At 59.4% G+C, this 24446-nt stretch carries 24 protein-coding genes and 1 tRNA gene; 17 read left to right on the forward strand and 8 right to left on the reverse strand.

From position 1 onward, the window contains the following. The first annotated feature begins 211 nt into the window (after nucleotides 1–211). The 5 genes from KQ661_RS19235 to pth all read left to right on the forward strand — a co-directional run bounded on the left by KQ661_RS19235 (nucleotide 212) and on the right by pth (nucleotide 3343). A tRNA-Gln gene (locus KQ661_RS19235) sits at nucleotides 212–284 on the forward strand. 153 nt (nucleotides 285–437) lie between these two features. Next, nucleotides 438–1367 carry a ribose-phosphate pyrophosphokinase gene (locus tag KQ661_RS19240; RefSeq protein ID WP_216690052.1) on the forward strand — a complete coding sequence of 310 codons (930 nt, stop codon included), beginning with the start codon at nucleotides 438–440 and terminating at the stop codon, nucleotides 1365–1367. Nucleotides 1368–1635: 268 nt separating this feature from the next. Beyond that, complete coding sequence (locus tag KQ661_RS19245) at nucleotides 1636–1899, forward strand: hypothetical protein (protein WP_216726768.1); 264 nt, start codon at nucleotides 1636–1638, stop codon at nucleotides 1897–1899. A gap of 92 nt (nucleotides 1900–1991) precedes the next feature. Next, nucleotides 1992–2564 carry a 50S ribosomal protein L25/general stress protein Ctc gene (locus KQ661_RS19250; protein ID WP_216690054.1) on the forward strand — a complete coding sequence of 191 codons (573 nt, stop codon included), beginning with the start codon at nucleotides 1992–1994 and terminating at the stop codon, nucleotides 2562–2564. Between the two features lie 212 nt (nucleotides 2565–2776). Beyond that, on the forward strand, nucleotides 2777–3343 hold the full coding sequence (gene pth / locus KQ661_RS19255) for an aminoacyl-tRNA hydrolase (protein WP_216690055.1): 567 nt from the start codon (nucleotides 2777–2779) through the stop codon (nucleotides 3341–3343). Nucleotides 3344–3407: 64 nt separating this feature from the next. Here pth and metG read toward each other — a convergent pair whose 3' ends face one another. Continuing rightward, nucleotides 3408–5450, reverse strand: a complete 2043-nt coding sequence (gene metG / locus KQ661_RS19260; RefSeq protein ID WP_216690056.1) for a methionine--tRNA ligase — start codon at nucleotides 5448–5450, stop codon at nucleotides 3408–3410. A gap of 345 nt (nucleotides 5451–5795) precedes the next feature. Here metG and KQ661_RS19265 point away from each other — a divergent pair, with 345 nt between their 5' ends. Continuing rightward, the gene (locus KQ661_RS19265; protein WP_216690057.1) at nucleotides 5796–6419 is read left to right on the forward strand and encodes a hypothetical protein; all 624 of its coding nucleotides are present in this window, start codon (nucleotides 5796–5798) and stop codon (nucleotides 6417–6419) included. Nucleotides 6420–6572: 153 nt separating this feature from the next. Here KQ661_RS19265 and KQ661_RS19270 read toward each other — a convergent pair whose 3' ends face one another. The 3 genes from KQ661_RS19270 to msrB all read right to left on the reverse strand — a co-directional run bounded on the left by KQ661_RS19270 (nucleotide 6573) and on the right by msrB (nucleotide 8516). Further along, nucleotides 6573–6944 carry a hypothetical protein gene (locus tag KQ661_RS19270; protein WP_216690058.1) on the reverse strand — a complete coding sequence of 124 codons (372 nt, stop codon included), beginning with the start codon at nucleotides 6942–6944 and terminating at the stop codon, nucleotides 6573–6575. Nucleotides 6945–7019: 75 nt separating this feature from the next. Beyond that, the gene (locus KQ661_RS19275; RefSeq protein ID WP_216727785.1) at nucleotides 7020–7811 is read right to left on the reverse strand and encodes a DUF3050 domain-containing protein; all 792 of its coding nucleotides are present in this window, start codon (nucleotides 7809–7811) and stop codon (nucleotides 7020–7022) included. Nucleotides 7812–7967: 156 nt separating this feature from the next. Continuing rightward, complete coding sequence (gene msrB / locus KQ661_RS19280; RefSeq protein WP_216690060.1) at nucleotides 7968–8516, reverse strand: peptide-methionine (R)-S-oxide reductase MsrB; 549 nt, start codon at nucleotides 8514–8516, stop codon at nucleotides 7968–7970. A gap of 229 nt (nucleotides 8517–8745) precedes the next feature. Between msrB and typA the strand changes: the two genes are divergently transcribed. The 5 genes from typA to KQ661_RS19305 all read left to right on the forward strand — a co-directional run bounded on the left by typA (nucleotide 8746) and on the right by KQ661_RS19305 (nucleotide 14725). Beyond that, nucleotides 8746–10557 (forward strand): translational GTPase TypA, encoded by a 1812-nt coding sequence (gene typA / locus KQ661_RS19285; RefSeq protein WP_216690061.1) that lies wholly within the window; start codon nucleotides 8746–8748, stop codon nucleotides 10555–10557. A 148-nt stretch (nucleotides 10558–10705) separates the two neighbouring features. After that, a complete protein-coding gene (locus tag KQ661_RS19290) occupies nucleotides 10706–11233 on the forward strand; it encodes a hypothetical protein (protein WP_216727786.1) in 528 nt (175 codons plus the stop codon). 10 nt (nucleotides 11234–11243) lie between these two features. Continuing rightward, nucleotides 11244–11771, forward strand: a complete 528-nt coding sequence (locus KQ661_RS19295; protein WP_216727787.1) for a DUF6630 family protein — start codon at nucleotides 11244–11246, stop codon at nucleotides 11769–11771. An 83-nt stretch (nucleotides 11772–11854) separates the two neighbouring features. Continuing rightward, a complete protein-coding gene (gene galB / locus KQ661_RS19300; RefSeq protein WP_216727788.1) occupies nucleotides 11855–14308 on the forward strand; it encodes a beta-galactosidase GalB in 2454 nt (817 codons plus the stop codon). Nucleotides 14309–14389: 81 nt separating this feature from the next. Further along, on the forward strand, nucleotides 14390–14725 hold the full coding sequence (locus tag KQ661_RS19305; protein ID WP_216690065.1) for a hypothetical protein: 336 nt from the start codon (nucleotides 14390–14392) through the stop codon (nucleotides 14723–14725). Here KQ661_RS19305 and KQ661_RS19310 read toward each other — a convergent pair. After that, the gene (locus KQ661_RS19310) at nucleotides 14722–15549 is read right to left on the reverse strand and encodes a TrmH family RNA methyltransferase (RefSeq protein WP_216690066.1); all 828 of its coding nucleotides are present in this window, start codon (nucleotides 15547–15549) and stop codon (nucleotides 14722–14724) included. The genes KQ661_RS19305 and KQ661_RS19310 overlap by 4 nt on opposite strands. 81 nt (nucleotides 15550–15630) lie before the next feature. On the opposite strand from KQ661_RS19310, the gene KQ661_RS19315 reads away from it, so the two are divergent. The 6 genes from KQ661_RS19315 to KQ661_RS19340 all read left to right on the forward strand — a co-directional run bounded on the left by KQ661_RS19315 (nucleotide 15631) and on the right by KQ661_RS19340 (nucleotide 20153). Further along, the gene (locus tag KQ661_RS19315) at nucleotides 15631–17133 is read left to right on the forward strand and encodes a sensor histidine kinase (protein WP_216727789.1); all 1503 of its coding nucleotides are present in this window, start codon (nucleotides 15631–15633) and stop codon (nucleotides 17131–17133) included. Between the two features lie 119 nt (nucleotides 17134–17252). After that, entirely contained in the window at nucleotides 17253–17663 is a 411-nt protein-coding gene (locus tag KQ661_RS19320) for a response regulator (RefSeq protein ID WP_216727790.1), read from the forward strand. A 193-nt stretch (nucleotides 17664–17856) separates the two neighbouring features. Continuing rightward, nucleotides 17857–18837 (forward strand): hypothetical protein, encoded by a 981-nt coding sequence (locus tag KQ661_RS19325; protein WP_216727791.1) that lies wholly within the window; start codon nucleotides 17857–17859, stop codon nucleotides 18835–18837. A gap of 113 nt (nucleotides 18838–18950) precedes the next feature. Further along, entirely contained in the window at nucleotides 18951–19229 is a 279-nt protein-coding gene (locus KQ661_RS19330; protein WP_216690070.1) for an endonuclease III domain-containing protein, read from the forward strand. An 18-nt stretch (nucleotides 19230–19247) separates the two neighbouring features. Next, on the forward strand, nucleotides 19248–19430 hold the full coding sequence (locus tag KQ661_RS19335) for a hypothetical protein (RefSeq protein WP_216690071.1): 183 nt from the start codon (nucleotides 19248–19250) through the stop codon (nucleotides 19428–19430). A gap of 456 nt (nucleotides 19431–19886) precedes the next feature. Beyond that, nucleotides 19887–20153, forward strand: coding sequence for a DUF167 domain-containing protein (locus KQ661_RS19340; RefSeq protein ID WP_216727792.1), 267 nt, complete (start codon nucleotides 19887–19889; stop codon nucleotides 20151–20153). Nucleotides 20154–20179: 26 nt separating this feature from the next. Here the strand turns inward: KQ661_RS19340 and KQ661_RS19345 are convergent, their stop codons facing one another. The 3 genes from KQ661_RS19345 to KQ661_RS19355 all read right to left on the reverse strand — a co-directional run bounded on the left by KQ661_RS19345 (nucleotide 20180) and on the right by KQ661_RS19355 (nucleotide 24406). Next, a complete protein-coding gene (locus tag KQ661_RS19345) occupies nucleotides 20180–22066 on the reverse strand; it encodes a polysaccharide deacetylase family protein (RefSeq protein ID WP_216726773.1) in 1887 nt (628 codons plus the stop codon). A 168-nt stretch (nucleotides 22067–22234) separates the two neighbouring features. Further along, a complete protein-coding gene (locus KQ661_RS19350; protein ID WP_216726774.1) occupies nucleotides 22235–23437 on the reverse strand; it encodes a threonine synthase in 1203 nt (400 codons plus the stop codon). Between the two features lie 63 nt (nucleotides 23438–23500). Further along, on the reverse strand, nucleotides 23501–24406 hold the full coding sequence (locus tag KQ661_RS19355; RefSeq protein WP_216726775.1) for a LysR family transcriptional regulator: 906 nt from the start codon (nucleotides 24404–24406) through the stop codon (nucleotides 23501–23503). Nucleotides 24407–24446: the final 40 nt, after the last annotated feature.

Below are 24446 nucleotides of genomic sequence, written 5' to 3' on the forward strand. Positions count from 1 at the left end.
TTTTCCAACCATAACGTTTGCGGCACCCGGCCCAACTATAAATATTCTACCCAGCCCCTACCCCGTGAAAATCAGGCATCAATGAGATGAAAGCCGCTTTCGGGGGTGATACCGACGATTTTTTCTTCAATTTTTTTTCAAAAAATCCTTGCACCGAATTTTTCCGGTAGTACATTTGCACTCCCAAACGGCATGTAGCCAACTGGAAAATTGTCCGATGGTGTAACTGGCAACACGCTTGATTTTGATTCAAGAAAGTCCAGGTTCGAGCCCTGGTCGGACAACTTCGACACCGCTCGACAACTTTAGCAAAGGCGCTGGCTTCTCCCTCCCCGGGAGTAAGTTAGTGCCTTTCGCTATTTATTCCTCATCACGCTGCCGCCTGTTGCTCTGCTTAAACCCGGATTAACAGGCGGTTTTGCTTTATCCTTCCCTTTATGGACCCGCACGCTAAACTATTCGCCGGCAGCGCCTCACAGGAGCTGGGCCACAAAATTGCCGCCGCTTTTGGCCAGCCCCTGGGCGACCTCACCCTTCAGCGCTTCGCCGACGACGAGCTCAGCCCCAGCTTCGACGAAAGCGTGCGCGGCTGCGAGGTGTTTCTTATCCAAAGCACTTTTCCGCCCTCCGAGCACCTCATGGAGCTCATGCTGATGGTGGATGCCTGCAAGCGCGCCTCGGCCCACAAGGTGACCATCGTGATGCCCTACATGGGCTACGCCCGGCAGGACCGCAAAGACAAGCCCCGCGTGAGCATCGGGGCAAAGGTCGTGGCCAACATCATCCAGAGCGTGGGCACCGACCGCCTGATGACCTGCGACCTGCACGCCGGCCAGATTCAGGGCTTCTTCGACATTCCGGTCGACCACCTCGACGGGGCCACTGTCACGGCTCCCTACATCCAGTCACTGAACCTGAAAAACCTGATTTTCGCCTCGCCCGACGTGGGCGGCGTGGTGCGGACCCGCGCCTTCGCCAAGAAATTTGGAGCCGAAATCGTGGTCTGCGATAAAATGCGTGTGCGGGCCAATGAGATTGCCTCCATGCAGATTATCGGCGACGTGAAGGGCATGGATGTGGTGTTTGTGGACGACATGGTGGACACCGCTGGCACCATTTGCAAAGCCGCCGACCTGGTGATGGAGCGCGGGGCCAACTCGGTGCGCGCCGTCATCACGCACCCCCTGCTGAGCGGCCCGGCCCACGCCCGTATCCGCGCCTCGGCCCTCACCGAGCTGATTACCACCGATACCATTCCGCAGCGCGAGGTGAACGATAAAATCCGGGTGATTTCGCTGGCTCCGCTGTTCGCTGCCGCCATCCGCAACGTGGTGACGCACGAGAGCATCAGCTCGCTATTCGTGTAGACACTGGCCTGATTGACTTTACCCCGGCACGTCGTGCTGAGCGCTGCTTCGGCCGCGTTTAGCACGACGTGCTCTTTTTATCCCCGATGCCCTACCGTATCTGATAAGATTGGCACAATTTTGTAGAAAGACTTCCCGACTGGAACTTTTTTCTGCAAACGTGATGAACAAGCTTTACACTTCCACCTTCACCCTTTAAGTCGCGCTGCTGCTGAGTGCCTGCGCGTCCTCGGTTCACATTCGGGCGCTGGCCCCGGCGGCGATGCCTATGCCAGCCAACCTGCAAAGTGTGGCCACGGCCAACCGCATTATTCCGAAGTCGCGGCGCGATAAATTCTTCGATGCGCTGGAAGGCGCTTTCACCGGCGAAGGCATTGGCGTGGACCGCGCCGGGGCCGACGAGTGCCTGAACGTGGTGGGCCGGGCGCTTTATGTATTCCGGTGTTCGTATTCGGTGCCGCAGGAACCGGGGGCGGCCGAAGATACCCGCCATTTCTTCACCACCATCGAGTTCAATCCCATTAAGCCGTAGGTTTTTATAGCACTAACCCGTACCTTTGCGGCCCGTTTGCCTCCAACATTGGAGGCGAACGGGCCATTTATCATCCCCCAAAAACCACTTTTATGAAAAGCCTCGAGATTGTAGGGTTTAAAAGAGCGAATCTCGGTAAAACGGACGCCAAGGCATTGCGCCTCGACGCTCAAGTACCGTGCGTATTGTATGGCGGCACCGATACCGTGCACTTCTCCGTGCCCGCTATCCTGTTCCGCGAACTGTTGTACACGCCGGAGGCGCACATTGTGGACCTGAACGTGGAAGGCACGCTGTACAAGGCAATTGTGCAGGACGCCCAGTTCCACCCCGTAAACGAAATGCTCCTCCACGTTGACTTCCTGGAGCTGGAAGAAGGCAAAGAGGTAAAAATGGACATCCCCGTGAAGTACATCGGCGTTTCGCCGGGCGTACTGGCCGGTGGCAAACTGGTGAGCAAGCTGCGCAAAGTGCGCGTGCGTGCTACGATGGACAACCTCCCCGACTACGTGGAAGTGAACATCGGCACCATGGAGTTGGGCAAATCCATCAAAGTGGGTGCCGTGGAGCCGAAGGGCTACACCATCCTCACCAGCGCCGAGGCGCCTATCGCCACCATCACCATCCCGCGTGCCCTGAAAGGCGAGCTGGCCGCTGGCAAGTAATCCTGAACCGCAGCTTTAACGGAATAGACAGACTCTCCCGATTCTTTCATCCATTAAACTACGCTTCAACCGAAAAGCCGCTCCAACTTTGGGGCGGCTTTTTATTTGCGCTGCGAAAAGGTCGCGCTTTGCCATTATCGAGTGGCAGCAGCTTCTGAGAATTGACGCCAGAATCTGTGCAATCCGTTAAATCCGTTAAATCTGCGGTTCAGATGAAATTTTTGGTTCTCTGCCTGGGCAATATTGGCCCCGAATACGCCGATACCCGCCACAACATCGGCTTCATGGTAGCCGATTATCTGGCCGCCAAATTCGACGCGCCGCGCTTCGAAATTGGCCGCCACGCCTTCACCACCGAGTTCAAACACAAAGGCCACACCTACGTGCTGGTGAAACCTACTACCTACATGAACCTCAGCGGCAAAGCCGCCGCCCACTGGCTGGCCACGCTCAAAATCACGGCCGAAAACATGGTCGTCGTGACCGATGACCTGGCCCTGCCCTTCGGTAAGTTGCGGTTGAAAGGCCAGGGCTCGGCCGGCGGGCACAATGGCCTGAAGGATATTCAGGCCACGCTGGGCAACGATGTGTATGCCCGCCTGCGCTTCGGAGTAGATGCCAATTTCCCCAAAGGCCGGCAGGTGGATTATGTACTGGACCCGTTTTCGAAAGATGAATTAATTGAATTGCCCACGCGCATTGAAAAAGCCGGCGAGGCGGTTTTGGCATTCGGCGCGATGGGGCTGGAACGGGCGATGAATGTGGTGAACGTGAAGTAAGCGGCTGGACGACATAAAAAGAACGTCATGCCGAGCGCAGCCGAGGCATGACGTTCTTTCTGACTTACGCCACGCTGCTGCCGTTGCGCACGGGCTTACCGGGCTGCATGAGCGCGAGGCTACCATCGGCATTCTCGGCCATGAGCAGCATGCCCTGGCTTTTGATGCCTTTGATTTCGCGGGGCGCGAGGTTTAGCAACACCTGCACCTGTTGGCCAATCAGGGCCTCGGGGATGAAATGCTCGGCGATGCCGCTCACGATGGTGCGCTCTTCCAGGCCCAGGTCGACGGTGAGCTTGAGGAGCTTTTTGGTTTTGGCTACTTTCTCGGCGGCCGTAATGGTGCCGATGCGCAAATCCATCTGGCCAAAATCATCGAACGAGATATCGTCTTTGGCCGGCGTGACGGGGGTGTTGGCCAACTGATTTTCCTTTTTGGTGTCGAGCAATTTCTGCACCTGGGTTTCCACCACGGCATCTTCAATTTTACCGAAGAGCAGCGCGGCTTCGCGCAGCTGGTGGCCAGCCGGAAGGGCGTCGGGGCGGCCGGCACTGGACCAGTTTCCCAGCTCCAGATTGAGCATGGTGGCCAGTTTCTGGGCCGATTCGGGCAGGAAAGGCTCCAGCAGCGGGGCCAGACCAGCGGCAATCTGCAACGACACATTCAGCACGGTGCCGGTGCGGACGGCATCGGTTTTGATGAGGTGCCAAGGCTGGGTTTCGGCCAGGTATTTATTGCCAAGGCGCGCCAGATTCATTACCTCAGCTAGAGCATCGCGGAAGCGGTAATTTTCAATCAGCTCGCCAATTTTCGCCGGAAATTCGGAAGCCTGGGCCAACGTAAGCCGGTCAATATCCTGCAATTCACTTACTGCCGGTACTTTGCCTTCGAAGAATTTGTGCGTGAGTACGGTGGCACGGTTCACGAAATTGCCGAGTGTGGCCACCAATTCGTTGTTGTTGCGCGCCTGAAAATCTTTCCAGGTGAAATCGTTATCCTTGGTTTCGGGGGCATTGGCGCACAGCACGTAGCGCAACACATCGGCCTGACCAGGGAAATCCTGCAAATATTCGTGCAGCCACACCGCCCAGTTGCGCGAAGTGCTGATTTTATCGCCTTCAAGGTTCAAAAATTCATTAGCAGGCACATTATCCGGCAGAATAAATTCGCCGTGCGCCTTCAGCATCACTGGGAAAATAATGCAGTGGAAAACGATGTTATCCTTGCCGATAAAATGCACCAGCTTCGAGCCGGCATCTTTCCAGTATAATTCCCACTCGTCGGGGAAGGCTTCTTTGGTGGCTGATATGTAGCCGATTGGCGCGTCAAACCACACGTAGAGCACTTTGCCTTCGGCACCGGGCACCGGCACGGGCACGCCCCAGTCGAGGTCGCGCGTGACGGCGCGGGGGTGCAGGCCCTGGTCAATCCAGGATTTGCACTGGCCATACACGTTGGTTTTCCAGTCGTTTTTGTGGCCCTCAATTATCCATTCGCGCAGCCAGGGCTCGTATTGGTCGAGGGGCAGAAACCAGTGCTTGGTATCGCGCAAAATGGGCTGCGCGCCGCTGAGCATGGAGCGCGGATTAATTAATTCGGTCGGGCTGAGCGAAGTACCGCAACGCTCGCATTGGTCGCCGTAGGCATTTTCGTTGCCACAATTGGGGCAGGTGCCCACAATGTAGCGGTCGGCCAGAAATTGCTGCGCTTTTTCGTCGAAATACTGCTGGGTAGTTTGCTCGATGAACTTGCCTTCGTTATTCAGCTTGGTAAAAAAACTACTGGAAACCTCGGCGTGCGTAGCCGACGACGTGCGCGAATACACATCGAACGAAACGTTGAAATCTTTGAACGAATCCCGAATCAGGGCGTGGTATTTATCGACCACCTGCTGGGGCGTAACACCTTCTTTCTGGGCCCGAATGGTAATGGGAACGCCGTGCTCATCGGAACCGCAAATAAATTTTACATCGCGGCCGGCCGAGCGCAGGTAGCGCACATAAATGTCGGCGGGCAAATAAACCCCGGCCAAATGCCCGATGTGCACCGGCCCGTTGGCATAAGGCAAAGCAGCGGTAACGGTGTATCGCTTAGGAAGAAGTGCCATAAAAATCAAAAATAAAAAGGCGGGGATGCGAGGATTAATTTTCGCAGAAAATCAGGGCAATTATTCCCCGTTGCAAAGAAACGATTAAAAAAAGTACAGTATTAAATCAACAAAAAAACCGAGCAAACCGTTTGACGCTTAAATGATTTTATATTTGAGCGTGCTTAATTAAAATGTAGCGCCACTCAATCGACTTCCTTTCGCCTATTTCACCCTTCACTAATCAATTTTTTTCAGATGAAAAAACCTGCTTCTCCGCTTAAAACGGAAAAACGTGCGAAACGCACACCGGAAGATAAAGCAGCCCGTAAATCGGCCAAAAGTGCAGGCCGCGCCTCCGCTGACTTGAACGACGAACGCGCCAGCAAAAAAGCCAGCCAGAAGAAATCCCTCAAGTCGGCCGCCAAGCAATTGCAAAAGGAGCTGAACGGCCGCATGAATGAAGTAGTGGCACGCATCCGCAAAGAAACGAAGGCCAAGCTGAAGGAAGTGGTGAAAGAAGCTACGCGCCGCCTCGATGGCGACACGGAGCGCATGTTTGAGCAGGCCCTGCACACGATTGTGCGGCATTATGACTCGGTATCCGGCGCGGCCGCTACCGACAATAGCCCGAGCGAAGCCCCTGCTCCGGCCGCAGCTACCGGCAAGCCCACGGCAGGCGGCAAAAAAAGCCCCACGCTGAACAAAGATGGCACGCCCCGCAAGGCCCGCGCCCTCCGCGATGCCGATGAGGAAACGACCGCAACGGCTGCCAGCGGCCGGGGACGCAAGCCCAGCACCACGGCTACCAAAAGCAAAGCCACCGGCGCTAAGCGTGGTCCCAAGCCAGCCGCTGCTGCCGCCTCGGCCGGCACGGGTGCCAAGCGGGGCCCCAAGCCCCGCGCTCAGGCGGCACCCGCCCCCGAGCCCGCAGCAACCGGCGTTATGAGTTCGGCCGATAGCCCTGGTACGGGCGAGGCAAGCGAATAGCCTGCTTCAGCCACAGTGCTGCTAGTGGCAGGAAGCCCGCTCCGAATAATCGGGGCGGGCTTTTTTGTTGCACCCGTTCAGGAAGTGCTGAGAATTATGCAGCCCGATATTCTGGCGGGCCTGCCACGCAGCTTTGATGCTGCGGGCGGCACATCAGGGCCGGGGGGTGGTATTCAATGGCACGGGAATATCGGTATTGAGGCGTTTCAGACGGGTTTCGGGCGTGGTGTTGTTGGGGTCGTTGGTATTCACGCTTTCGATGCGCTTCTGGCTGTTGATGCTGGCCGCCTGCTCGCCGAGGCGCACGCGGTTGGGCGTGGCATCGGGCACGGCGTAGCCATTGCTGGTGCCCGCGCCGTTGCTGTTATAGATGGCGCGGCGGTCGGCATCGGTGCGAACCTCGGTGGGCGTGCTGGTGGGCGCGGCGGTTTCCGAGTTTTTCTCCGATACCGAACAGGCCGAGAGCAAGGCAGCGGCCCCGAGCATCAGCCAGGGGCGGGCAGTGAATAATTGAAAAGTCAGCATGGCCGGATAAGTAAAAAGGAGGCAGCCAGGCGGCTGCCTCCTTCAAACGGCGGGTAAGACCTGGTGGTTGGCGGACTACGCCAGCATGGGGCTGGGCTGGGTGGGCCTGATGCCGTCCCAGAGGGCCATACGGGCTTCCAGGCACTCGATAGTGACTTGCTGGGCATCCTGCCAGCGCTGGGGGTCGTCGGCGCACAGCTCGCGCACCATTTGCTGGGCCAGCGGGGCGTGCACTTCCTCGTCGAGCTGAATGTGGCGGTCGAGGTAGTACGTGAACGTGTCGAGCTGGCCGGGGAATCGGTCGCGCAGCTCGCCTACCAACTGGCGGAACATAGCCGGAATCAAATCTTCACGCCCAAAAGTGAAGGCGGACGCCACCGCGTGCGCCTTGCCGGATTCAATAATTCGAAACGTGGTTTCGACGAACTGGCGCACCGACTCGGGAGCTTGCGCATCGGTGAGGGCCTGGGAAACCGGGCGGCCGGCCCCTACTGCCGCTACCAGCCGGCGAATGGGCTGGGTGTTGGCCCCACATTCTTCCATGGCCCGCATGTAAAGCTCGAAATGGCTGGTGGGTTGGCCCTGCGGGTCGAGGTCGGTTTCCTCTTCCAGCACAATCTCGTTGATGAGGCGGCGCGTGGCCGGGTTGACTGTGGGCACCCACGGCACATCGACGCAGGTCAAATCGCGTTGCAGGGCTTTGAGCAGCGACATAAAATCCCACACGGCAAAAACATGGTGCTCCATGAACTGACGCAGGTCGGCCATGGTCTGGAGGCGGTAATACAGCCCGTTATTCAGCAATAACTGGCGGGTATTGGCCACCTCCTGCTGCAAATATTCGATGGGGTCCAGAACATCTTCCATATGACATCTTTTTATAACTATTTGAACACGACTAATTCGCTACTACGTATAACAATAAGCCCTCAAAATGGTTTATACAAACGAAAAACCCCTTGGCTTGGATTGCCAAAGGGTTTTTCGTTTGTTAATTTTCCCAGGAAAGCACTAGGCTTTCTTTTATTTCTTCTCAAAAACCAGCGCATTGCCGTCCATGCAGTAGCGTTGGCCGGTGGGCTTGGGGCCGTCGTTGAAGACGTGGCCGAGGTGGCCGCCGCATTTGGCGCACACAATCTCGTCGCGGCTCATGCCAAAGCTGTTGTCTGCAGCCACCTTGACACTGGTTGCGGCGGCCGGGGCAAAGAAACTGGGCCAGCCGGTGCCCGACTCAAACTTGGTATCGGAAGTGAAGAGCAGGTTGTGGTCGGCGGCGCAATAATAGGTGCCGACGGCGTGATTATCGTGGTATTTGCCGGTGAAGGGACGCTCGGTGCCTTGCTCACGCAGAATGTAGTACTGGTCGGGCGTGAGGAGTTTTTTCCACTCGGCATCGGTGTGACGCACCGCAAATTCGTCGGGCTTGCCGGTGAGGGGCTGCGCCTGGAAGTAAGTTTTGCCGCCCACGGTGCGGGCTGGGGAGGCCGTATTGGCGACTACGTCGCGCTTTTGCGAGCAGGCCGAGTTGAGCGAGAGCACCGAAACAAATAATATCAGCAGGGAAAAGCGCATGGTTGGGATGGGGTTTTAATGACAACTGACCAACATACGGCGGCAGCGTCCGGTTTGGTCGTGAGGTCAGACGAAATAACGCCGGGAACCTTACGCCCCAGCTAATCGATTTAGGGCGACAGGCTTGGCTGTGCGGCAGGGTGCGGCAGCGGGGCTTGAGTTAAGAGTTGAGTATCACAAGGCTTTGCGCGTTTTTATCTGTACCTTTGCACCCGCAAAACCAACCCATATGGCCAACAATATTCGTAACATTGCCATCATCGCTCACGTTGACCACGGCAAGACTACTCTGGTGGATAAGATTATCCACGCATCCAAGATTTTCGATGCGCACCAGCACTTCGACGACCTGATTCTCGACGACAACCCCCTGGAGCGCGAGCGTGGTATTACCATCGTTTCCAAAAACGTATCGGTACGCTACAACGGCACCAAAATCAACATCATCGACACCCCTGGTCACGCCGACTTCGGCGGCGAGGTAGAGCGTGTGTTGAAGCTGGCCGACGGCGTGCTGCTGCTCGTGGATGCCTTCGAAGGCGCCATGCCGCAGACCCGCTTCGTGCTCAGCAAAGCCATTGCCCTGGGCCTGAAGCCCATTGTGGTGGTGAACAAAGTAGACAAGGAAAACTGCCGTCCCGACGAGGTGCACGAGCAGGTTTTTGACCTCATGTTCAACCTTGGCGCTTCGGAAGACCAGCTTGATTTCGTGACTTTGTACGGTTCCTCGAAGCAGGGCTGGATGAGCACCGACTGGAAAGTGAAGACCGACAACCTGATTCCGTTGCTCGACGCGGTTATCTCGTCGATTCCGCCCGCGCCGACCTTGGAAGGCACGCCCCAGATGCAGATTACCTCGCTCGACTACTCGTCGTTCGTGGGTCGTATCGCCATCGGCCGCGTGCACCGCGGCACGCTGAAAGAAGGCTCAAACATGAGCCTGATGAAGGCTGACGGCAGCATCAAAAAAGTAAAAATCCGCGAGCTGCACATATTTGAAGGCCTTGGCCGTGTGAAGGTGGACTCCGTGAGCAGCGGTGAAATCTGCGCTGTGTCGGGCATCGAAGGCTTCGACATTGGTGACACGCTGGCCGACGCTGATAACCCCGAGCAATTGGAGCGCATCAGCATCGACGAACCGACGATGAACATGCTGTTCACCATCAACAACTCGCCGTTCTTCGGCAAGGAAGGCAAGTTCGTGACCTCGCGTCACCTGCGTGACCGTTTGTTCAAAGAAACCGAGAAAAACCTCGCCCTGCGCGTGGAGGCCACCGATAAAGAGGATACGTTCCTCGTGTTCGGCCGCGGCATTCTTCACTTGTCCGTACTCATCGAGACCATGCGTCGCGAAGGCTACGAGCTGCAGGTGGGCCAGCCCCAAGTGTTGTTCAAGGAAGATGATAACGGCAAGCGTACCGAGCCAATCGAATTGCTGGTAGTGGACGTGCCCGAGGAATCGGCCGGCAAGGTAATCGAGCTGGTGAGCATGCGCAAAGGCGAAATGACCATCATGGAGCCCAAGGGCGACTTGCAGCACCTGGAGTTCACCATCCCGTCGCGTGGTCTGATTGGCTTGCGTAACAACGTGCTGACTGCCACCGGCGGCGAGGCAATCATGAACCACCGCTTCGTGGATTATGAGGAGCATAAGGGTCCGATTCCCGGCCGTATTGCTGGTTCGCTGATTTCGCTGGAAACCGGCGCCGGCACGGCTTACACGATTGACAAGCTGCAGGACCGTGGTTCGTTCTTCGTGGACCCGGGCGAGGAAGTGTACGGCGGCCAGGTTATCGGCGAGCACACCCGCCCCAATGACCTGACGGTGAACATCCAGAAGGGCAAGAAGCTGACCAACATGCGTGCTTCGGGCACCGACGACAACGCCAAAATCACCCCCAAGCGCCAGTTTTCGCTGGAAGAAGCCATGGAATACATCCAGAAGGATGAGTACCTGGAGGTGACGCCGAAGTCGATTCGGATGCGCAAGATTCTGCTCGACGAGAATGAGCGTCTGCGCTACGCCAAGCAGGCTGACTAATTGCCGCCTGATTTTATAAGCAAAACGCCCAGCTTCGAACTCCGAGGCTGGGCGTTTTGCTTATGAGTAGCTGCGAATGCGAACGGTGCGTTATTTTTACTGATTGTTCGCTGAACAATTGGTTTTCTTTCCTGCCACGCTTCCCCGTATGCTTAAAAAATCTACCCTGCTACCGTTGCTGGCCCTGCTCATCATGGCCCGGCCGGGACGAGCCCAGTCGCCAGCTGCAACGATGACCGAACACCCGGACAAATCTGAATACAAGCTCTCCCGCGCGGGTTTTGAGGACGCTTATGCATTTAATGACACAGCGCGCGCCATCATCCGCATGTACTACGCCAAGTGGAATACCGGCCGCAACATTATGCGCTTTGCCGCGATTCCGGTGCCGGTGGTAACCGTTGTTGGGCGACACTACGAGCCGAATCCGGCTACGTATGGTGTCACGCCCAACTACAACGCTTATTACTACGATTCGTGGGTTGCACCCATGGCTTTTAGCTTGTTGGGCGTATCGGTGTTTGGAATGGTGCGGGCCATTAACAACGGCCGCGACCAACTGTATCAGACCATCCGGCAGTACGATGCCACGCGGCGGCTGCCGCTGTCGATACGCCCGGCCGCACTGGTTCCTTATCTGCTGGAAGTGCAGCAGGAGGGCGTCCAGCCCCGCTAAATTTTAATTTATGACGAATTTGAAATCCCTCGAAAATCTGAGCCGCTTCGTGCAGCTTTTTACGCTGAATAATACCGAAGCTACCCAGCGCGTAACCGAGCGGCTGGCGCTGGTGCTGCACGACCCGGCTGCCTATCAGGAGCAGTTTGCCGAGGAGTTGGAAGAGCGCGGCGTCGTGGCTGTTCTGCCGGCGCAGGAGCTGCGCGATTTGGCCCTGATTGATGCGCTGCTGGCTGAAGAGCTGCTGTGGGAAAGCGACTGGAAGGACCCGGCGGCCGACCTGGTTTACGGCATTAACGAAACGCTGACGCAGCAGAAGAAATCAATACGGCTGCATGCGCCCGCCAGTGGGCGCGCCACAGTGGCCGGCCCCGAAGCGCTTGACATTGTGCAGGACCTGGCGGAGCCGATGGGCCTGGCAGTGGTGCTGTTTACCTTGGACAGCGACTCGTATGCCTTGAGCGTGGTGGTCGATGCACAGGCCGAGGAAGCCCGGCAGCTGGCACTGGAACTGGGCTTTGGATTGACGGTGTACTAACGCCAACGGAGCAGGATAATCGATTGTGTAAAATTGGGGGCACGTACCTTGCGGCTCCGACTACACTCCTATCCTACTCGCTTATGCTGCTAAAAAATCTGTTGGCCGCTGCCCTGCTGCTGGCCAATACCGCTGCCGACGCTCAGAACCGTCACGAGTATTTACTCGATTCGAACTGGAAATTCTCGAAGGGCGATGTGCCGAATGCAGCCAGAACCGACTTTGCCGATGCCAAATGGCAGACGGTGAGTGTGCCGCACGACTGGGCCATTGTGGGGCCGTTTAGTGGGAACAATGACTTACAGGTCGTTAAAATCGAGCAGAACCAAGAGCAGAAGGCCACGCAGAAATCGGGGCGCACGGGCGGGTTGCCGTTTATCGGCACGGGCTGGTACCGGCGGCGGCTGGCAGTGCCGGGCTTTGGGCCGGGGCAGCGGGCGGTGCTGCTCTTTGATGGGGCAATGAGCAACGCGCACGTTTTTGTGAACGGTAAGGAAGCCGGATTCTGGCCGTATGGCTACAACTCGTTTTCGCTGGACATTACTTCCTTTTTAAAGCCGGGCGACGGCAACGTGCTGGCCGTGCGCCTGGAAAATCAGCCCGAGGCTTCGCGCTGGTACCCCGGCGCGGGCCTCTACCGCAACGTGCACCTGGTGATGACGGATGCCGTGCACATTCCGGTGTGGGGCACTTACCTGACCACGCCTGAAATCACGGCCGCGCAGGCCCAGGTAGTGCTGAAAACCACGGTGGAAACGCCGGGCGGCAAGCTCCAGCCGTTGCGGCTCGATACCGAAATTCGCGACGCGGCGGGCAAGGTAGTGGCCACGACCAGCACGGCGCTAACCAACGGGCTCACGTTTGAACAGCGCCTGACGGTGCCGCAGCCCCGACTGTGGTCGCCGGAAACGCCGGTGCTCTATACGGCTTCGTCGAAGCTGTATGCGGGCAAGGCGTTGAAAGACGCTTATAAAACTACGTTTGGCATTCGCTCCTTCAAGTTCGAGAAGGGTGTGGGCTTTTCGCTGAACGGGCAGCCGCGCAAGTTCAAGGGCGTGTGCAACCACCATGATTTGGGGCCGCTGGGCGCGGCGGTGAACACGGCGGCATTGCGCCGGCAACTGACGCTGCTGAAAGATTTGGGCTGCGATGCCATTCGGACTTCGCACAACATGCCCGCACCGGAGCTGGTAGCGCTGTGCGACGAAATGGGCCTGATGCTGATGGTGGAGTCGTTCGACGAGTGGAAATCGCCCAAGGTAAAAAATGGCTACAGCCAGTATTTCGATGCGTGGGCGGAGAAGGACCTGGTGAGCATGGTGCACCACTACCGTAATAGTCCGTCGGTAATCATGTGGAGCATCGGCAACGAGGTGCCCGACCAGAGCAATGCCAACGGTCCCATTATTGCCCGGCGCTTGCAGGACATCGTGCACCGCGAAGACCCTACCCGCCCCGTGACCATGGGCCTGGACCGCTTCGACGACGATTTCAAGTACGGCATCGCAGCCGTGCTCGACATTCCCGGCTTCAACTACAAGCCCCACCGCTACGCCGAAGCGCTGGCCAAGCTGCCGCAGGGCTTCCTGCTGGGCGCGGAAACGGCTTCGACGGTGAGCTCGCGCGGGGTGTATAAATTCCCAGTCGAGAAGGCCAAGCAAAAGCAGTACCCGGATAATCAGTCGTCGTCGTACGACCTGGAGGCCTGCGTGTGGTCGCAGACGCCGGACGAGGAATTTGCCGCGCAGGACGACCTGCCGAACGTGATGGGCGAGTTTGTGTGGACGGGCTTCGACTACCTCGGCGAGCCCACGCCTTATGACGAAAAATGGCCCTCGCACAGCTCCTACTTCGGTATTCTGGATTTGGCGGGCATGCCCAAGGACCGGTACTACCTCTACCGCGCCCGTTGGAACACGGCCAGCCCAACGCTGCACCTGCTGCCGCACTGGACCTGGCCCGGCCGCGAAGGCCAAACCACGCCGGTTTTTGCCTACACGAGCTACCCCTCGGCCGAGCTGTTTGTGAACGGCCAGAGCCAGGGCCGCCAGACCAAAGCCTCATCGGACCAGCCCCAGACCCGCTACCGCCTGATGTGGAACGATGTAAAATACACGCCCGGCACCCTCAAAATAGTGGCCTACGATGCCCAGGGCAAAGCCGCGGCCACCGAAGAAGTACGCACGGCGGGCGCGCCGCACCACATCCGACTGGTAGCCGACCGCACCGCCCTGGCCGCCGATGGCAAAGACCTGGCCTTCATCACGGCCCGCGTAGAGGATGCCCAAGGCAACCGCTGCCCCGACGCGGCACAGTCGCTCAGCTTCACGGTGAGCGGCGCGGGTAGCTTCCGGGCCATCGGCAACGGCGACGCGACTTGCCTGGAGCCGTTTCAGCAGCCGCAAATGCGGGTGTTTCAGGGACAGCTGGTGGCCATTGTGCAGGCTGGCCAAAAAGCCGGCACGGTGCAGGTGAAGGCCACGAGCCAGGGATTGCAAAGCGGCTCATTGGAACTTTCGACCCAACGGACGCAGTAGTTACGGCAGCTATTTGCAAGTGGGCGAAGTTCGGTTTCGCCTTATCTTATTCCAAGTCTTACCGTTTCCCAACCCGATTTTATGGAACCCCGAGATGAGCGCGATTTACCAGAAGTAGTAGCCGAGATTCTGATTGAGCAACACGCCATGCGTGAGGACATTGCAGCCCTACGCCGGGAAATGGGAGAACAGATTGGCGGCTTGCGCGAAGAAGTTGGCGGCTTGCGCGGGGACGTTGTCGGCTTGCTCCAGGACCTCCAAACCGGTTTGGATAACCTTGCGCAAACATTTAATAGCATGACCAACGCCATTTTGGATGCGATGAACCGGGGCAATGACCGTTACAACAGTTCCGACCAGCAAATTAAGCAACTGGATACCCGCGTGACCAAGCTGGAGAATCCCGACGCCGCCTAACTAGCCGTGCGTTGGCGCACGGCCTCAAACGCCAGCACGGCCCCGGCCACACTCACGTTGAGCGAGTCGATGCGGCCCATCATGGGGATGATGATGGTTTCGTCGCAGGCGGCGAGGGCGGCCGGCGTGAGGCCGTCGGCTTCGGTGCCGAGCACGAGGGCCGTGGGCTGACGGAAGTCGCAGTCGAGATAGGAATGGGCCGTGGGCGTGAGGGCGGCAGCGTAGCTACGAATGTGCTTTTCACGCAGGAAGGCCGTGATTTCAGCCATCGGCGCGGCAATGACGGGCACCGAGAACACACAGCCGATGCTGGACCGGATGGTATTGGGATTGTAGAGGTCGGTGCGCGCATCGCCGATGAGCACGGCATCGACGGGGGCGGCGTCGGCGGTGCGGAGGATAGCGCCGAGGTTGCCGGGCTTTTCCACGGCTTCGAGCACGAGGAGCAGCGGGTTGGCGGGCAGGCGGAGGTCGGCCAAGGTGCGGGCGGGGGTGCGGAGCACGGCCAGCAGGCCATCGGAGCCTTCACGGTAGGCCACTTTCTCGAAGACGGGGCGCGTGACTTCAAACCACTCGGGCGCGTCTTTTTTGCCGGAAAACAGACTTTGTAACTCAGCCATACCGTTTTCGCCGGCCAGCTCGGGACAGGAATAAATGGTGGCTACCGGCACGCCGGCCTCCACGGCAATGGTGAGCTCGCGCAGGCCCTCGACCAGGGTGAGGCCAAGGGCACGGCGCTCGGCCGATTTCTGCTGGAGCTTCAGGAGCTGCTTAATGCGGGGGTTCTGGGGGCTGCTGAGGCGGTCGAGGGGAGCAAAAGACATGGGGCAAAGATACCGGGCCAGCGGCCGGAGCCAACCCGGCGGCGGTGAGTCGCGTAGGGCCGGCCACTACCTTCGCTGCCGATGAACATCAAATCGAACACCAAATCGAACACCAAAATTATTGTGGGCTTTGCCCTGGCCGTGGGCGTGCTGCTGCTCACGGCAGCGGCTTCGTTCTGGAGCATCCGGGGCCTGAGCGTGCAAACCCGAAACGTGGAGCACACCTACCAGGTGCTGCAGGAGGCCGAAACCATTACGGCGGTGCTCAAAGATGCCCAGGCAGGCACGCGCGGCTACCTGCTCACCGGCGACACGGTGTACCTGCGGCCCTACAGCATGGCCACCGGCCAGCTGCCCGCCGCCCTGGAACGCGTGCAGGCCCTGACGGTGGACAACCCCGACCAGCGCGCCCGCCTCGATTCGCTACGCGGACTGGTGGAGCAGGAATTCCGCATTCTGCGGCCCCTCACGGAGATAAAAAAAGCCATGAGCCAGTCGGCCATGCAAACGCTGCTCGACACCGACCGCCAGACCCTGCGGCAGGTGCGGCTGCTGTACGCCCGCATCAAAACCAGCGAGCTGGCCCTGCTGGCCCAGCGCAGTGCGTTGCAGGATGTTTTTGAAAAAGCCACGCCCATCGTGGTGCTGGTTTCGGCGGTGCTGGCCGTGCTGATTGTAGTGTGGCTGGTGATAAAGGTGGTGAAGGAGCTGGAAGACAACCGCCGCCTGCAAAGCGAGCTGGCCGAAGTGAACGCGCAGGTGAGCCGCCGCATTGCCCAGATTCGGAAGCTGGCCGAGCAGGTGGTACAAGGCGACTACACGGTTAAAATCACGGATGATGCCGAGGACAACCTCGGTGGCCTGGCCGCGTCGCTCAACCACATGACCCAGACGCTGGAAGGCAGCTTCAGCGCCCTGGAAAAGCGCAACCGCGAGCTCGACCAGTTTGCCTACGTGGCTTCGCACGACCTGAAAGCGCCGTTGCGCGGCGTGACCACCATCGTGAAGTGGATTGAGGACGAGCTGGCCGCCGAGCTCTCGCCCCAGCTCCGCACCTACCTCGACCAGATGAAGGGCCGCCTGGCGCGCCTCGAAGACCTGATAAACGGGCTGCTGGCCTACGCCCGCGTGGGCCGCACCGCGCAGTCGCGCGAGGCCGTGAACGTGCAGCAGCTTCTGACCGCCGTGGCCGACTTGGTGGTGCCGCCCGATTTCACGCTGCGCATCGGTCCAGATATGCCTACCTTCGAAACCGACCGGCTGAGCCTGCAACAAGTCTTCACCAACCTGCTCTCGAACGCTGTGAAATACCACCAGCGCGGGGCCGGCCAGCTGGAAGTGAAATGCCAGGACATTGGCCGGTGCTATGAGTTCCGGGTGCAGGACGACGGCCCGGGCATCGCCCCGGAATACCACCAGAAGATTTTCCTGCTCTTTCAAACCCTGCGCGACCGCCACACGGCCGAAAGCACGGGCATCGGGCTGAGCATCGTGCAAAAAATTATTAACGAGCAGCAGGGCACTATTCGCGTCGAATCGGCTGTGGGGCAGGGGGCTGGTTTTATCTTTACGTGGCCGAAATAAGGCAATTTGAATAACGGCGAGCAGAACCGTCATTTTTATCCGTCATCCTGAGCTTGCGAAGGATGACGGATAAAAATGACGGTTCTGCTTATAGCTACCCACTACTCATTACCCTATACATGCGCTCTGTTTTACTAGTTGAGGACGATATTTTTGATACGATGACGGCGGAAAAATCCTTCGCCAGATTCAACGTGCCGCACCAGCTGCACACCGCCTTCAACGGCGAGGAGGCTCTGGACCTGCTCCTAGGCCGCAACGGCGCGGAGGCGCTGCGCCCCCTGCCCGAAGTCATTCTGCTCGACCTGAACATGCCCCGCATGAACGGCATCGAATTTCTGACCGAGCTGCGCGGCAACCCCGAATTCCACCATATTCCGGTGTTCATCACCACCACTTCCAACATGGAGGAGGACCGCGCCGACGCCACTACCCTGGGCGTGAGCGGCTATATTCTGAAGCCGCTGGACTTTGAAACCGGCAACGACCTGTCGGACAGTCTGAGCCTGCTGGAGAAGCTGCTAAAGTAGCGCCGGACGGGGCCGGCACGCTTGCGGGTTCACCTGCGCTTCACGATAAAAGTGCGGAATTTACAGGCGTTTCCCAACGTTCGATTTTCGCGGTTAGCTGGCCCGATTGCGACGCGGCGGCGCGTGGTTCGGTATTATTGGCGGGACATGGGTACCTTGTTCGGCCTGTTGGTCCTAATTGCTGTCCTTCCGTATGAAAATTCCCGTTTTATATCCGGCCCTACTGCTGGTTTTGCTGGGTGGGCGCGCGGCGCAGGCCCAGGACGATGGCCCCCGCCAGCTGGGTGCGCCGCCGGCCATGCCCACGCTCGTGCGGCCCCGTCCGGCCCCGGCCCCGCGCCAGCTGGAAGCCGTACCCATGGCCCCGCCCGACTCTTCGCGCCGCACTGCGGTAACGGCGCCGCTGCCCGGCCCCATGGCCGCGCCGGCTCCCGTGTACGCCCCCACGGCGGCCGGCCAGCTGCCGGGCAATAATACCCGCGCGCCCCGCTTCCAGGTGGGCCTGAAAAACGGGATGATATACTCGGCCAATGACGTGGAAACGAAGAATCCGCTTTTCGGCCGCTCCTATCTGCTGGTGGATGGGCGGCAGAAGTTTGAGCTGGCGGAAATCGGGTTTTACGAGGATGAAACCGGCCATTACGTGCGCACCACGCTGCCCAACTCCTCGCGGGAAACCACGCTGCGCCGCGAGAAAACCGGGCGCATCAGCCTGTACTCCATCACCTCTTCGCAGTACAGCTCGGGGCCGGGCGGGTTTGGGGGCTACCCGGGCTATGGCTACGGTGGCTATGGCATGGGCTACGGCGGGTTTGGCGGATACCCCTACGGCGGCTACCGCACCGTGAAAACCGAATACTTTTCCAAAGACAATGGCCCTATTCAAAACCTAACCAACAACAACCTGATGCTAGCCACCCGCGACAATGCCGGGTCGCAGGAGCTGCTGCTGGCTTCGCGCCGCTACCAGCGCCTCACGCTGGGCAGCTACGTGGTGGGCGGCGGGCTGCTGGTGGCCGGGCTGTTTCAGTCGCTCCGCCCCGGCGATGGCCAAGCCGGCATTTCGCCGCTGGTTTACGCGGCTATTCCGGTGCTCATCGTGCCCATCGTGCTGCAAAGCAAGCAGTCTAATAACCAGCGCCAGGCCATTGCGCTTTATAACTCGACGCGGTGAGATTGTCATTCGGAGCATTCTGCGTTTAAGTAGTCAGTCATAAGTAATCGGTACACGCGCGGCTGTGCGCCGAGTATGGGGCTCCTTTTCCATTTTTCAGCACCAAAGACCCGTTGAGCGAGCTGGTGAGTGCCCTGCTCTCGCACCGCACCAAAAACGCCGATTCGCACCGGGCCTACCAGGAATTGCGGGCCACGTTTCCCACCTGGGAGGCCGTGCGCGACGCGCCCACCGAGGCCGTGCAGCACGCCATTCGGGCCTGCACCTGGCCCGAGCAAAAGGCCCCGCGCATTCAGACCGTGCTGCGAGAAATCAGCGAGCGCTGCGGCACCGATGTGCCGTGCGCCGTGGATTTCCTGGCCAAAATGCCCATTCCCGAAGCCCGCGCCTAGCTGGAAAGCATCAGCGGCGTGGGGCCAAAAATCAGCGCCGCTACGCTCCTGTTCAGCACGCTGCGCATTCCGGCTATGCCCGTGGATAGCCACCACCACCGCGTGGCCCAGCGCCTGGGCCTCATCGGACCGAAGGTGGGCGAAGGGCCGGCCCACAAGCTGCTCGAGGCCCTGCTCCCGCCCGCCTGGGATGCCCAGTAGGTGTGCGACCACGACGAGGCGCTCATGTTCCACGGCCAGAAGTACTGCTACTTCTCATTGCCGGCCTGCGGGCGCTGCGTGGTGCTCGACCAGTGCCCGTTTGGGCAGGCGCGGCTTGGCGGCAAGGCTGCCGGATACTTAAAGAACATCATGCTTCGACTTCGCTCAGCATGATGTTCTTTAAGTAGTCAGTCATCAGTAATCGGTAGTCAGATAGAAATTAATAGACTAATTTTTAGACAGATGAAATCTGACTACTTATGAAGCTGTTTAGAAAGTCCCCGAACGGTCATGCAGCGCGCAGCGCAGCATCTTGCTCGCATCGTCAGGCCCGTTCAACGATGCGAGCAAGATGCTGCGCTGCGCGCTGCATGACCGTTTGAGTACCTTTTGTGACTTTCTAAACAACTCCTATTACTGACTACCTGCTTATTGCCACCAACACCAAATAAAAGCATGATTCTGCACCTGCGGGCCAAGCCCAATGCCCGCCAAAACCAGCTGCTGCGCGCCGCCGACGGCACCCTGACCGTGCGCCTGAAAGCGCCGCCCCAGGAAGGCCAGGCCAATGCCGTGCTGCTGGCTTTTCTGGCCACCGTTTTTGCCGTACCCAAAAGCCGCGTGCTGCTGCTGAGCGGGCACACCGCCCCATTCAAAAAGCTGGAGATTGAGGGCGTGAGCGAAGAAAAAGGGCAGCGGGTGCTGGCCGAATTGATTTCGTAAAATCGGCTGTTTCACCGGCGGCGGACTTACTTTCCGCGCTTCCAGCGGTAGTATTTGCGGTACCAGGGTGAGGTTTTTTTGAACAGGCTGCTGGTGGATTCGTTCGGAAACATGTTCACCCGGAACACGTGCATGCGGTCGGCCTCAATAGTGAGGCCGCCGGTGTCGGTGGCTATGCCGAAGGCGAAACCGGCTTCGCGCACGGTGGCTTTCACGGCTTCGCTCAGGTCGCCGTAGGGGTAGGCGAAGGTCACTATTTCGGTTTGCAAGGCGGCTTCCAGCGCGGCTTTGCTGCGCTGGATTTCGGCGGCGGCTTCGTGCAGCGGCAACGTGGTGAGGCGCGGGTGCGACATGGTGTGCGCGCCGATTTCCCAGCCGGCAGCCACGAAAGCCCGTTTTTGGGTCAGGTCCATGATGTCGGAGCGGGGCTCGGTGGGGTCAGCGGCCAGGTCCCATTGATTGTGGCGCACGTCGGCATCGCCCAACAAATACAGCACGCCCCGGTAGCCGTAGTGCTGCATCAGGGGCAGCAGGTTGGTGTAGTTATCGAGGTAGCCGTCGTCGAACGTGAGGATGATGGGGCGCGCTGGAAAATCAGCCAACGACCGTTCACCGTTCGCATATTTCAGATAATCAGCAAACGTTATGGGCGTTAGATTTTGCTTTTTGAAATAAGCCAGGTGCTTTTCAAAATTATCCTTTGTGACGTAAATCTGGTGCTTGGTGGCCAGCGGCGCATCGGGGATTTTGTGGTACATCAGCACCGGAATGAAGCCAGGAACGGCTTTCTGCATTCGGGCGGCCTGGTACACCTCCAGTACCCGCGCCGCGATGGTGGCCAGGCTATAGTGTGCTTGTACCTGCTGCCGGAGCGCGGCCGGCACCGCCTGCGGCTGCCGCAAAAACCCTTGCGCATCGGCCAGCAGAGCGGCAAAATCGACTTCTGAGGCGCTTAGCCGGGCCGCAATATCGCCGAAGTTGGACGCTGCCGCCGGGGCAAAAGTCGCTTCCGTAACGAGACCCTCGTAGCTGGCTTCGCCCAGCGCCAGCACGGGCCGGCCTGCGCCCAGCGCCTCAATTGCCACCCGCCCCGCCCCAACGACCAGCGTGGTGCGGGCCAGCCAGCCGGGCACGTCATCACTAAAGCCCACCACCTCAATGCGCTCACCAAAATCGGCCTGTAGCTGCGCCAGGGCCGTTTTACCCGCTGCCGGCAAGTGTTGCAGCTCGCCGCCGATGAGGGCCACTCGCAACGCCGGAAACTCGCGCAGCAAGGTCGGAAACACCTGCACCAGCAGGGCCGCCGCCCGCTCGCCCTTGCCCCCATTGAAGCGCCCGATGAATGATACCCTCAATGAAGCAGGAGGAATGGGGAATGAGGAATTACCCTCACCACTCCCCAATTCTTCATTCTTCGCGCTTGACGCTGCACTGAGCAGAGCGAAGGAAACCCCGTTGGGAATGGCCTCGATTTTGGCGGCGTCCATCTTCACTTCCGTGATGAGGTGCTCGCGCAGATTGGCACAAATGGCAATGACTTTGTCGCCGTACACATCGAGCAGCGACGTGGAAGTGTGCAGGTGCTGGCGGCCGTGCACGGTGCTCACCAGCGGCACCGCCAGGCCGCGCAGGGCGAAATAGCTCACCCAGCTGGCTGCCCGCGAGTGGCAGTGCACTACATCTATCCGTTCTTTTTTGACAAGCTGGCGGATGATGCGGGCGTTGCGCAGCCGCTGCCGGTAGCTGCGGTTGCTGATGCCGGCCCACACCAGGGTGGCCCCGGTGGGCAGCTTATCGGCATCGGCCACTACCCATACCTGGTGGCCCTGGGCGCGGTGGGCTTCGGCCAGTTGCACGGCATAGGCCACGGAGCCCGCAAAAAACTCAGCCGAAAGAACGTGGAGAATGCGCATGGGGCAAAGGTATTGCCGGAAGCGGGGGGCTGCATAACGAAAAGAGAACGTCATGCTGAGCGCAGCCGAAGCATCTCTACTACGCAACTAATTCTTTCGATTGCGTTAGTAATGAGGCAGCGATGCTTCGGCTGCGCTCAGCATGACGTTCTAGCTACTCACAGACGGCTACCCCCAGGCCCGGCCGGCCACGTTGTCCATGTATTTCTGGCCGTTGCCAGTGTTCAGGAGCAGGATTTTCTCGTCGGGATGAATGGCGCCGGTGGCCAGCAGCTGGCGGGCGGCCGTCCACACCGCGCCGCCTTCGGGGGCTACGAACAGGCCTTCCTGGTGGCCGAGGTCGCGCATGCCGTCCAGCATGCCTTCTTCGCTCACGCTCACCACCGTGCCATGCGACTCGCGGAGCACGCGGAGCATCATGTTTTCGCCCAGCGGGTGGGGCACGGCCAAGCCGTTGGCCAGCGTGGCGTGGCCGTGGTAGTTGTGGCAGTTGGGCTGGCGGCCCTCGTAAGTTTCGAGGAGCGGGCAGCAGTTTTCGGCTTGCACGGCCACCATGCGCGGTAATTTCACATGGGGGGCGAGCCAGCCAAGCTGCTTCATTTCCTGAAACGCTTTCCAGATGCCGATGAGGCCGGTGCCGCCGCCGGCGGGGTAGAGCAGCACGTCGGGCAGCGTCCAGCCAAGCTGCTCGGCGATTTCGTAGCCCATGGTTTTCTTGCCTTCGAGGCGGTAAGGCTCTTTCAAGGTCGAGATGTCGAGGAGTGCGCCGTCGGCGTTGCGCTGGCGCACGCGGGCTCCGCAATCGCTGATGAGGCCGTCGACCAGCTCCACCTCGGCCCCGTACCAGTAGCATTCCTCCTTGAACGCCTCCGGGGTGTGGCGCGGCATCACCACCACGGCGCGCAGGCCGGCGCGGGCGCAATAGGCGGCCAGGGCCACGCCCGCGTTGCCGGCCGTGGGAATAATGCAGCCTTCCACGCCCATCTCCTTGGCTTTGGACACGGCCATGCTCAAGCCGCGCGCCTTAAAGGAGCCGGTGGGGTTCTGGCCTTCGTCTTTCAGCAGGAGGTGGGCCAGCTCGTGGCGGGCGGCCAGGCGCGGCAGGCGCAGCAGCGGCGTGAGGCCTTCGCCGAGGGTCACCTTATTTTCTTCGTGCAATAGCGGCAGCAGCGCGCCGTAGCGCCACATCGAGGTATCGGCCTGGTCGATGACGGCGCGGCTGAGGGGCTGGTGTAGGTCGTAATCGGCCACCAGCGGCACATTGCAGCAGGCTGACACGCGCTGCAAATCGAAGGCAGAGTATTCGGTGCCGCAGGCGGAGCAATGCAGTGCGGCGAGGCGGGACAGGGATTCGGAGGCGACCAGTTTCATGGGGCAAAGTACGGAACTGCCTTGCCCTAGGTATGCCCAATTGGGATGGACTTTTGGAATAGCCTATGCCTTACCAGAATAGTAGCGCCGCGTGAACTGGAGAAAATCCTTATAGGGTGCGTTGTTCTCGGTGCCCTTGCGCTGAATGAAGTTGAACTCCCGCTTCAACAGGAAATTATTAATTTTTACTTCCACTAACTCGCCGGAAGTCAGCTCTTTTATCACCGCCTGCCGGGGCAGAAAGGCCAGACAGGTATCGACGCGCACGAAATTTTTGAGGGCCTCGGTGCCGCCCATACGCACGCGCACCGGCAGGGCGGCCAGCTTGATGCGGTGCCGGGCCAAGGCTTCCTCCAGCACGGCCAGGGTGCCGGAGCCATCCTCGCGCAGCGCCAGGGGCGTGGTGAGCAGGTCGTGCACTTCGAGGGAGCGCTGCTCGAGTGGGTTATTGGCGGCGCACACGGCCACCACGTCGTCGGTGAGCAGCGGGGTATAGGTCACGTTGCTCACTTTGTGGATACCCTCGATGATGCCCAGCTCGATTTCGTGGTCGAGCAAAGCGCGCAGAATATTATCGGAATTGCGGTTTTTGAGGCTGAGCTGGCGGTTGGGATGCAGGCGCAGGTAGGCCGATACTACCGGCGGCAGCACATAGAGCGAAATAGTGGTACTGGCCCCGATGACGAGGTGCTGCGTAGGCGCGAAATCCGGGCTGAGCGCGCTCATTTCCTGGTGCAGCTCCTGTTGCAGCTGCTTAGCTTGCAGCAGTTTTTCGTAGAGCTTGCGGCCGGCCGGGGTGAGCTGAATGCTGCTGCCCAGGCGCTCGAACAGCCCGGTTTTGTAGCGTTCTTCCAACGCTTTTACCTGCTTGCTCACGGCCGACTGGCTAGTGAACAACGCTTGGCTGGCTTTGGTGAAGCTCAACCGCTGGGCTACTTCGAAGAAGACTTCATGGGAATGGGAGAGCATGATGTGAATGTAGCACATGCTTCAGCTTGTGCAGAGAACG

Origin of the sequence: Hymenobacter siberiensis, from assembly GCF_018967845.1 — a bacterium.
Taxonomy (GTDB): Bacteria; Bacteroidota; Bacteroidia; order Cytophagales; family Hymenobacteraceae; genus Hymenobacter; species Hymenobacter siberiensis.